The sequence below is a fragment of the Brachyspira pilosicoli genome, assembly GCF_019402445.1.
In the GTDB taxonomy this organism is placed as follows: domain Bacteria; phylum Spirochaetota; class Brachyspiria; order Brachyspirales; family Brachyspiraceae; genus Brachyspira; species Brachyspira pilosicoli_B.
Genome location: NZ_SRZM01000177.1, coordinates 1 through 12,009, shown reverse-complemented (window position 1 = coordinate 12,009; position 12,009 = coordinate 1). Strand labels below are relative to the sequence as shown.

At 27.4% G+C, this 12,009-nt stretch carries 5 protein-coding genes and 1 pseudogene; all 6 read right to left on the bottom strand.

Annotated elements, in window-relative coordinates:
* Positions 1–584: MetQ/NlpA family ABC transporter substrate-binding protein (locus tag E6A48_RS06640; protein ID WP_219709259.1), on the bottom strand; the 584-nt coding region annotated here is incomplete at its 3' end.
* Positions 585–631: 47 nt separating this feature from the next.
* A complete protein-coding gene (locus tag E6A48_RS06635) occupies positions 632–1,444 on the bottom strand; it encodes a MetQ/NlpA family ABC transporter substrate-binding protein (protein ID WP_219709258.1) in 813 nt (270 codons plus the stop codon).
* Between the two features lie 73 nt (positions 1,445–1,517).
* Positions 1,518–2,468 (bottom strand): L-lactate dehydrogenase, encoded by a 951-nt coding sequence (locus E6A48_RS06630; RefSeq protein WP_219709257.1) that lies wholly within the window; start codon positions 2,466–2,468, stop codon positions 1,518–1,520.
* Positions 2,469–2,500: 32 nt separating this feature from the next.
* Positions 2,501–3,181, bottom strand: coding sequence for a methionine ABC transporter permease (locus E6A48_RS06625; RefSeq protein ID WP_219709256.1), 681 nt, complete (start codon positions 3,179–3,181; stop codon positions 2,501–2,503).
* Positions 3,162–4,214, bottom strand: a complete 1,053-nt coding sequence (locus tag E6A48_RS06620; RefSeq protein ID WP_219709255.1) for a methionine ABC transporter ATP-binding protein — start codon at positions 4,212–4,214, stop codon at positions 3,162–3,164. The genes E6A48_RS06625 and E6A48_RS06620 overlap by 20 nt, the downstream gene beginning before the upstream one ends.
* 175 nt (positions 4,215–4,389) lie before the next feature.
* Positions 4,390–12,009, bottom strand: a pseudogene (locus E6A48_RS06615) (SpiroCoCo family coiled-coil protein); the annotation flags it as partial.

The following is a 12,009-nucleotide window of genomic DNA, read 5'->3' as shown; positions in this document are numbered from 1 at the left end:
GCACAAGCAACATCAGGAAGCAAACTATAAATACTTCCAGCATCAACTTCTACAATCTCTAAAGATAAAGGATTTTCTACTATATCAGCAACACTAGGAGAATCTCCTGCCTCTTCTCTTACTTTTATTAAACCAGCAGCCTCTAAAACCTTTAAAGCTCTTCCGCCATTTGATGGGTCATTAGGTATAGCTACTTTATCACCTTTTTTAACTTCTTTTACATCTGTAATATTTGTAGAATAAATATTCATAGCAGATATATAAGTGTCAGCAATAGCAGTTAAATCATAACCTTTATTAGACACTTCATCATTAAAATAAGCATAATGCTGAAAAGCGTTCAAATCAATCTCACCATCATTTAAAGCTTGATTTGGTATAGTGTAATCAGCAAAAGAAACTAATTCTACTTTAATGCCCTCTTCTGCTAACTTTTCTACTATAGGATTCCAAATTTGATAATCAGACTCTCCAGCAAATCCAACTTTTACTATATTGTTATTTGCATTAGATTTTCCGCCGCCACATGCACTAAAAGTAAAAATTAATGCTGCAAAAGATGCAACTAATAAAATTTTCTTCATTTATTAACTCCTTATTAAATTTTTTTAAAATTATTAAATAATTATTTTTATTTCCAAGCAGGTATATAAGCACCCTTAAAATCTTCAGCATAAACTTTTTCTACTTCAGCAGATTGATAGGCCTCTACTACCCTTTTATAAATCTCATTATCTTTATCGGAAGCCCTTGAAGCTATTAAGTTTATATACATATTATTGTCATAATTTTTAGGGTCATCTCTAAATATATAATCAGCACCCGGATTAAGACCAAAATCTAAAGCATAATTACAATTAATAACCGCACAAGCAACATCAGGAAGCAAACTATATAAACTGCCCGCATCAACCTCTATAATCTCTAAATTTAACGGATTTTCTATATCATTAACTGTAGGATTGTCTGGAGCATTATCTTTTAATTTTATTAAACCAGCAGCCTCCAAAACTTTTAAAGCCCTTCCTCCATTAGCAGGATCATTAGGTATAGCAACTTTATCTCCATTTTTAACCTCATTAACATTTGTAATATTATCAGAATAAATATTCATAGCAGATATATAAGTAACACCCAATATAGCTAAATCATAACCTTTAGTATTAACTTCATTGCTGTAGTATGCATGGTGCTGAAAAGCATCTAAATCTATATCACCGTCATTTAATGCCTGATTTGGTATAGTATAATCAGCAAAAGAAACTAATTCTACTTTAATTCCTTCATTTAATAATTTCTCTTGTACAGGCTTCCATATAGTTCTATCAGATTCACCAACATGTCCAATCTTCACTGTAATTAAATCTTTTTTATCATCATTATTTCCGCCGCAAGAAGCTAAAAACAAAGATAATGTGCAAAATAATAATAAAAACTTTTTCATTATATATCATTCCCCTTTATAAATAATTTAATTTTTTAAACAATTTAAATATTTTAGACAATAAAATTTTTTATCACATGGTAAGTGATAATTTATAATTTTTAGTCATAGTATCACAAGAAGCATCAAAAAGTTTTTTCTCTTCTTCATTCATTTTAAGTTCAATTATCTCTTCAACTCCATTAGCTCCCAAAACTGCAGGCACAGAAGCATAAACATCTTTTTGACCATACTCCCCGTTAAGATAAACTGAAACAGGTAAAACTCTATGCTCATCAGAAAGTATAGCCCTAGCAACCTCAGCAAGTGAAGTTCCTATTCCAAATTCGGTAGAACCTTTACCTAGTAAAACGTCCCAACCGCCTCTTCTTCCTTTATCAGCTAATTCTTTTAAATCTAATTTAGCATATTTTTCTTTGCCTTCTTTCATAAGTTCAAACAAAGGTTTTCCTGCTATAGTTACACAAGACCAAGCAACCATTTGGCTTTCACCATGTTCGCCTAATGCATAAGCATATACAGATTTTTGATCAACATTTATAGCCTCAGATATAGCACGTCTTAATCTGGCAGAGTCTAATGTTGTGCTTGTAGATATTATTCTTTTAGTGTCATAATTTAACTTGTTTTGTAAATAATGAGTAATAACATCAGCTGGATTAGAAATATTAATTATAATTCCATTAAACTTAGTCTTTTTAATATTAGCTACTATATCTTTCATAACTTCTACAGTAGCACCCAAAGTATCCATTCTAGTTTGATTTTCTTTAGGCAAAGGTCCAGCACATACAACCATTAAATCAGCATCATCAATGTCACTGTAATCTCCAGCTTTAACTTCAACTCTATGAGGAAGATAAACAGTAGCATCAAATATATCAAGAGCCTGAGCAAAAGCTTTTTTCTTGTCTATATCAATATAAATAATATCTTCAACTAAACCTTGAGCTGCTAAAGCATATCCTACATGAGAGCCTACATGACCAGCTCCTATAATAACAACTTTTCTATTTTTAATCATAATAAATCCTTTATATATAAAATATAACTTTTTTAATGTGTAGCTTTTTTTACTACAAAATTACCAAGTGCTTGTATTAATCCAACAAGTATTACAAGAAGTATCACAGAAACATAAATAATATCTAATTTGTTTCTATAGTATCCAGACTGTATAGCATAAGTACCAAGTCCGCCAGCACCAACAGCACCAGCCATAGCAGTAAGCCCTATTAAACTGATAGCAGTTATGGTGGTTCCTCTTGCTATAGGGGCAATACTTTCTTTTAAATAAACTCTAAATATTATAGCTATAGGAGAAGACCCCATTGATTGAGCAGCTTCTACTAAACCAGGATTTACTTCAGATAAAGCACTCTCCATCTGCCTAGCAAAAAAAGGAACAGTACCAAAAATCAAAGGCAATATAGCTCCCTTTACTCCAATAGCAGTACCCATTATAAATCTAGTTAAAGGTACAAGCATAGCAAGAAGTATTATAAAAGGTATAGCTCTAAAAAAGTTAATAACCTTACTAAGCACTTCATATATTATAACGTTTTGCATAATGCCGTATCTCTTAGTAACAATTAAAAGTATACCCAAAAATCCGCCCACAAAAAATGATATAACACCAGAATATAAAAGCATTATAAATGTTTGTATAATACTATCATAAAGTTTTGGTAAATCATTCATTACATTTGGTATTAATTTATTTAGAAACTCTAGCATCAGATATTACCTCCACATCAACATTTTTTTCTTTAAGAAAGTCTATAGCTTTATTTATTCCGCCAGTTTCTCTTTCATGCATTATAATAACAAGCCCTCCAAGTAAGCTCTCATCTATAAACTCAACATTTCCAAAAATAATATTAGCATCAACATTAAAAGCCCTAGATATATGAGAAATAAAAGCCTCTATTACTCCTCCCTTTTTATATCTAAGTCTTAATATACATTCATTTTCTTTTAATGATGTAATAGCATTTTTCTCTTCTACCAAATCATATATTTTAGAAAGATTTGAAGTAGTATCTATAAAATCTTGTGTTATTTTGTTTTTTGGAGCAGAAAATACATCAAAGATATTACCCTCTTCTATTAAATTACCAGCATTCATAACAGCAACTCTATGACATAATTCTTTAACAACGTTCATCTCATGTGTTATTACAACTATAGTAATTTTTAATTTCTCATTTAATTTTTTTAATAATTTAAGTATAGAACCTGTAGTTTGAGGGTCTAATGCACTAGTAGCTTCATCGCAAAGAAGTATATTAGGCTCATTGGCCAAAGCCCTAGCAATAGCTACTCTTTGTTTTTGTCCGCCGCTTAATTGTGATGGATAAGCATAAGCTTTCTCCTTTATATCAACAAGCTCAAGCAAATACATAACCTTATCTTCAACTTCTTTTTTTGAAAGTCCCCTATATCTTAAAGGATAAGCAACATTTTTAAATACATTTCTAGAACCAAATAAATTAAATTGCTGAAATATCATTCCTATCTTCTTTCTTTTCTCTCTTAGTTCTCTTTGAGATAAAGACATCATATCAACATTATCTATATAAACCTTTCCAGAAGTAGGTCTTTCAAGTAAATTAATACATCTTACAAGAGTGGATTTTCCAGCACCAGAAAAACCTATTATTCCATATATCTCGCCATCTTCTATTTTTATAGATACATTGTTTACAGCATTAAGCTGTTTATTGTTTGCTGTTGTAAATACTTTGCTAACATTTTCTATTACTATCATTATTATTCCAATTAAAATTTTATTCTATACATTATATAATTATATATATTTCTGTCAATAATAACTATGAAAACTATAATATAAAAAATCCGTTAAACTAATAAGCCTATAACTAGATTTCTCTAGCTATAGGCCTATTATTTATATACTATATTTTACCAGATCTCTTATTTAATTAATATCCCCTAGCTGATTCATCTTTCCATTTTTTAATAACTCTCTCAACCTCATCTCTGTCATAAGAAGTATTTTTTACTATCTCATCATATTTCCAACCCTGCTTATACATATTAATAATAATATTTTCTTTCTTATCATTAATCTTAGTAGTAGTCTTACTTCTCTTAGTTAAACTCTTGCCCGCATCATTAACATACTTCTCAGCATTGTCCAATAGAGTTTCTAAATAACGAACAAAGTATTCAGCTCTCTCAAGATTTTTTACTATATTGTTATCATAATCCTCATACTGCTTCTTCATATATTTTAAATTCTCTCTCTGATTTTGTATCTCTTCTATGATAACATTAAGCTCTTCCAACTTGCTAAAGAACTTCTGAACCTTTTCATCATTCTTATCTATCTTAGCCATCTCTCTGTCTAAAGCAAACATCTTGTCAGAGAACTCTCTTCTAGTATCTTCTATATCAAGCATAGCAGATTTAATAGTATCTATTTTTTGTAATATATCATCAGATTCATTGTCTGCCAAATTTACTTTTTCTAATATAGTATTAGCATGCTCTTCTTTATCATTGATAATAGCAAGTTTATTTTCTATCTGAGAAGCTATATCTATAACAACTTTTATACCCTCTTGAGTATTTTCTATCATAGAGTTGCTTTCTGCTATTTGTATAAACTTGTTTTGTACCTCTTCAGACATCTCTACAAGCATATTTACTTTCTCTTGAGTATCTTTCAAGCTTTCTTTCTCTTTTCTGATACTCTCAGCATAATCTAATATAGTGTTATGCATATTTTTAAGCTCTTCAAACTCAGACATAGTTTTATTCATATCATAAACTGTATTTTTAGTATCATTTACTAAAACGTCCAATTTAGCTACATCATCTTTAATAAAGTTAGCCATCTCTTCTGCTTTATCAAATACCTTTACAGTATCCATATACTTATCTATGTCTTTGCCTATTTTTTCTATTTGTATTTTTAATGTTTCATACTCACTGTTTATATCATAAGTTTTATCATCAAGCATTTTATCTATAGAGTTAACAACATCATTTAATTTTTCTGTTAAAGAATCTGTTCTTGAATCTAAATCTTTGAGTATAACATTAGTTTTATCTTCATACTTCAAATTAATATCTTCTAATCTAGCATCTATCTCACTAGAATATTTAGATATATCATCTTCTAAAGCAGATATAATATTTTTCATGCCAGCCAATCTCTCATCATAAATATCTAAATTCGAAGACTGAACCTTTAACATCTCCTCTTTAGCATTTTGTACATACTCTTTAGCATCATTCATAAGAAGTGATAAAGTCTGTTCCATATTAGAATTAAGTCTGTCTATATATTTATCATACTTATCATTAGCAGATTCTTCTATATTAGTAATATTCTCTTCAATAATGCTATTAGCCTCTTTAATCTTTTCATTAACAGCATCAGATATAGACTCTCTTAATTCCAACAATGAAATAGAAATATCTTCATACTGAGTTCTCAATTCATCAAATTGATTATTCTTATCCTCTAGAAGCTCATTTATTCTATTAGTAACATTATCAATTATAGAATCAAACTCTACAACTTTGCTGTCTAAAGAAGTTTTAGCGTTAGAAGAAAGCTCTTCAAGTCTAGATTTAAACTTATCACCCTCTTCCTCTATATCTTTAGAATACAACTCAATTTTATTTTGTAACTCTAATGCCTTCTCTTCAACTATAGCCTGAAGTTTTTCTATAGAAGGAGAGAACTCATTTTGTAAGTTATTCATCTTCTCTTCTACATCTTTTAATTTTTCTTTATTATCTTCTAAAGATTTGTTAAACTCTTCTTTGGCACTAACAGCCTTCTCTAAATCATCTAAAAGATTATCAACTGAAGAATGCATACTCTCTTTTGTTGATTCTAACTCACTATAAAGTGAATTAATTTTATCCTGCCATTCTTTATAAGTATTTTCAAATAAAGCTACAATATCTTCTTTGCTTCTCTCTTGTCTGTCAGAATAATACTTTTCTGTTTCAAGATACATATCTTTTAATTTTGTAATCTCTTCTTCATGCATAGTTTTTACTTCTTCTATGCTTCTCTCACTCTCTGAATTAACAGCACTTCTTAATTCACTTAAAAGCTCATCTTGATAAGAAGACATATTATCTCTTAATTCTTTAGCCGTATCATCTAATTTACTATTCATCAATTTGAAAGTTTCATCTATCTTATCATTAATAGTTATCTCTACCTCATCTATAGCCTGTTTAACATCATTGAATCTCTCAAACTTCTTCATCTCATTATTAACGAACTCATTTACAATTTTCATTATATGAGGAGTTAAATCATTAGTTTCTTTTAATATACTCTCATTAAATGAAGCAAGTAAATTATTAACAGCCTCTTTAGATTTGTCTAAATGTTCATTATTTTCATTAATAATTTTCTCTTCCATAGAAGATATATATTCTTCAACTTCTTTTATCTTTCTATTAAACTCTAATTCCTTCTCAGCTATTCTCTCTGCAGCATTATCTGAAGCCTCAATAACAGCAGATGTTAAACTATCTATTTTATTATTTATATTAACATCGCTAGTTTTTACCATCTCAATTAAAGCTTCTCTCTCTCTGCGAACATTTTCTATGTCTTGAGATATTAATTTCTGAGACTGACTTAATAATCTTATCTCATTTTCCTGCTCTTTCAAATTAACCTTAATAGTATCAACTATAGCATCTATTTCACTTTGAGCATTATCTATTCTCTCTATTATAGATTTTACTTTTTCATTTTCTATATCATCTATATGTTTTTTTACTTTTTCAACATTATCAGTAATATCTAATAATATATGAGAAGCACTCTCTTTAATATTATCAACTTCAGCCTCTATAGAATCTCTATAAAACTCTTTAATTTTTTCTGGCTCTGAATAAGCATCTTCAAAATGCTCTATTCTAGCTTCTATGCGTTTTCTAAAAGCTTCATTAGATTCTTCAAATACTTTAATAATATCATCTCTCAACTCTTCTGTCATATATTTGAAATCAGCTTCTATAGAGTCACCCTTAAAGTTTTCAAGAACATCTAATATCTCTTTTTTCTGTTCATCTATCAAAGAAATAGCATCATCTTTGCTTATTAAATCTAGAGAAACTTTTTTGTTTAGCTCATCTATATTGTCAATAATGCTTATTTTCTCATTATTCAAAACCTTCATAGCTTCATCTTGTTCTCTTATAAGCTCTAATATAGATTTTCTAAAATTAATAAACTCATTAATTAGTCTATTTCTATCGCTTTCCATACTATTTATAGCATCATCAGAGTATAAAGTACCTGTTTCATACTTTAATCTAATATCCTCTACTTCTAAAGCAATTCTCTCTCTCTCTTGTAATAGACTATTAGCCAATTCTTCTATAAATGAAAGTTTATTAGCAAACTCATCTCTAAAGTTAGAAATATCATTTGCTATATTATCTCTATAGCTATTAATATTGCCAACCACTTCTTCTTGAAGCATAGCAAAATTATTTCTAATATCAGCCTTTTGCTCCTCAGCAATATCTTCGAAATGACTTTCTTCTGATATCTTAGATTCTATGTCATCTCTAAGTGAAGCAAACTCTTCTCTCAAAGACATCTTTTCTTCAACAAATATATTGCTTATATCTTCCAAACTTGGAATATCTTTAAGTATTGATTCTTTTAAACTTGATAATTTGTTTTCAAAATCAACTTGTTCTTTTGATAAAATCTCAGCTATAACATCTGTAGGAGAATAGTTTTCTTCTAAGTCTTTTCTAAACTCCTCTATAGTTTTATTAATATTAGCTATCTCTTCATCAAATAATTTTGATACATAATCTTTATCTGAAATATTTGAAGATAATTTCTCTTTTGTATCATCTATAGAATCATCAATACTGCCTTTATACTCTGACATAAGCTCTTCAAACTTATCTAAAGAAACAGAATTATCTTTTAAACTTTCAAACTCTTTTCTTATATCATTTAAAGCATAATATAAATTAGCTTTTTCTTTATCAATTATCTCATTAAAGTTCTTTAAATATTCGTTTTTGAAGGCGTCTATTTTATCAGAGTTAGACATATATTCTACTCTAATAGCAGATTTGAAATTATCCAATTCTTCTATTAATTTATTTTTCTCTTCTTCAAACATATCAGCGAAGTTTTTATTGTTAGAAGTTAATATCTCATTTTTAAATCCTTCAAACTCATTAACTATATTGTTCTTCTCTGAAACAAATAAATCGCTAATATCTTCCATACTAGGTATTGATTCTATAATCTCAGTTTTAAACTTAGAGAACTCTTCATTCATCTGAGCATCTTTTCTCTCTATAGTCTCATAAACATCTTTCTTAAGTTCATGTATAGAATCGAGCAACTCTTTTTTATCCTTAGCAAGTTCATTAGAAAGCTCTAAAGAAGATATTAAATTATGTTCTACATGTCCGCTTCCATTTGACAAACTATTTTTCAAATTATTTATCTTAGTATCAATAGCTTCTTCATAATCATTCAATACTTTATCTAATCTGTTTACATATTGAGTGATATCATTATTCAAATAATGCTGACTATCTTCTACATCTTTTATCCTATCTTCAAATGCTTCCATTTTGTTTTCAAATGTAGAAAGTTTATCATCAATAAATAATTTTGATTTATCATTAGCCTCTTCAATAGAAACAATTTTGTTTTCTAAATCAGATTTCAAATTATTTATAGTATTTGATATGCTTTCTAATCTTTCATTAGAAGTAAGATTTTCTTTATCTAAGCTTTCAATTATAGAGTTTATACTATCAGTAAAGTTCTTTTCAACATTATTTATTTTTAAATTAAACTCATCAAATGAATCTCTAAACTTAAACTCTAAATCAGATTTGAAACTATCTGCCTTTTCAGCTATAAAATCAGAATATAATTCTTTTATTTTATCTCCGTCACCCCAAGAATCTTCAAAGAACTCTATGCGTTTCTCTAATCTGCTTGTGAAGTTCAAGTTATTATCTTCAATATCTGATAAACTATCTACTATAGAAGATATTTTAGTTTTATATTCTTCAAGAGTATTAAATATATCATTATTATTAGATTTAAATAACTCGAAACTCTCTTCTATTTTTTTCAACTCTTCAGATAATTCATCTTTACTTATTGTATTATCTTCATAAGAAGAGATTTTATTTACTAATTCTAATTCTTTGTTATTTATAAAATCATTAATCTTACTCTCTGAACTTTCAAGAGCTTTAGATATAGCATTATTTATATTTTCATTCAAATCATTTAATGAATCTGTTATGATATTATCTAAACTCTCTTTACTCTTCTCTATACTATCCATCTGCTCTTTTAATTTCGCATCTATCTTAGAAGAATAATCATTTAAATATACGTCAATATATCCTCTATTGGCATCTAATTTAGCTTTTTCTATTTCTAATTTCAAATTATTACAAAGCTCTTCTAAAGACTTAGAATTATTCTCATAAGCTGTATTTAATAATTTTGCATAGCTTTCATAATTAGAAATAATATTTTTACCAACATCATCTATATCTTTCATTATAGAAGATGATTCTTCTAATCTGTAGCTTTCTATATTTTTTAGCTCATCTTCATATTTATCAATAGCATCAGTGATAATATTATTAAATCTATTAATATCAGAAGTTAATTTACTTTCTAAATCACTAACCTTATCATTAATAGAGTCTATTCTAGATTCTAATGATTCGTTTAATTCATTTTCTCTATCTGCTATTTTCTCTCTAACAGCTTTTACTATATCATCTACAATAGATTCTTTTTTATCATTTGTACTATCTATAAATGATTCTATATTATTTTTTGCTTCTTTTAATTGTTCAAGCAAATTATACAAGCTGTCATCTTTCCAAATGGATATGCCATTTTCAACCTCATCAATTTGTTCTTTTAAATTTGATATTATCTCATTTTTCAAATTGTTTACTTCAGGAGTGATAGCATCTTCATAAAGCTTTAATATTTTACTTGGGTCTGATAAATTATCTTCAAAATAAGCAACTCTATTATTAATATTATCTCTAAACTCATCATTGCTAGAATTTAATTCATCATATAAAGAATAAAGCTTCTCTTTCTCTTCATCAAAATATTCTTTAGAAACACTATTATCTTCTAAAGTATCTATTTTATATTCTAATGAATACTTAAACTCAGATACCTCTTCAAATAATCTATCAATATCAATTCTTAAATTACCATCAACACCTTCTAAATTATTTTTTAAGAAATAAACTTCATTTTCTAATTCATCAAGCTTATTAAAATCTTCTTTTAATGAATTAAATGTATCTTGTAATTTTATTCTCTCATCTTCTAATTCATTTAAAGTATCATTATTTTTCAAAGCTTCCAATTCAAATTTAAAATTATCTATTTTATCTAATATACTATTTTTTTCATCTTCCATAGTATTTTTTATATTAGAAATCATACTCTCAGAATCTGATACCCTATTAAATATCTCTTTAGTAAACATATCAAATGATTCTTCAAATTGATTTTTTAATTCCTCAAAAATACTTGGAATATCTGATTTTTTAGCTTCTAAAATAGTATCTTTGAAATTAGCAAACTCTTCTCTTAATGCTTCAACATGTTCATCGCTTAGTACTGCACTTTCTATACTTAAGAACTTATCTTCAAAAGATTTATTTAAAGATTTATATTCTTCTTTAAGTTCTGATATTTTTGAATCAATATACTCATAGAATAATTTTTCTTTATCATCTAATTTAGATATTTGTTCAGCATAATCATTTAATTTGCTCTCTACAATAGATATTCTTTCATTTTGATTAAGAGTATTTTCATTTATTTTATTTATAGTATCATTCAAATTAGAATTAAGCTCATCAAAACTATTTCTTATTATATTATCCAATTCTTCTTTTGCTTTGTTTAATATATCAAGCTTATCTTCTAATTTAGAATCAATATTATTTAAATATTCTTCTAAATACTCATCAATATAATTCTTTTGAGATTCTGCATTCTCCTCTTTAAGATTTTCTAACTCATCTTTTAAATTATTAGACTATTTCAAGTTATTAGAATATTCTTCTAATAGAGATACTGAATTATTATAAACTTCTTCTAAGTCTTTTACATAATTCTCATAGCTATTTTTAACCTCTTCACTAATTTTGTTTAGAGTATCTGTACTCAACTCTGCACTATTAGCTTCTAAAGTGTTTATCTCTGTTTTGTAATTATTAACAGCTTCATTTAAACTATTATAGAAGTTCTCTAAATCTCTACTTACTTCATTGCTTATCTTATCATCAAATACTGATAACTTGTTTTCTATATCTTGAACTCTATCTTCTAATCTATCATATATAGCTTTCTCCTTTGATTCTAGCTCATTCATCATAGAAGACAATAATTCTTCTTTTTTAGTATCTGCATCTTTAATGTAGCTATCTATACTAGACTTAGATTCTTCTAATTTATCATATATAGATTTTTCTTTTAATTCTATCTCTTTCATTATAGAAGATAATAATTCTTC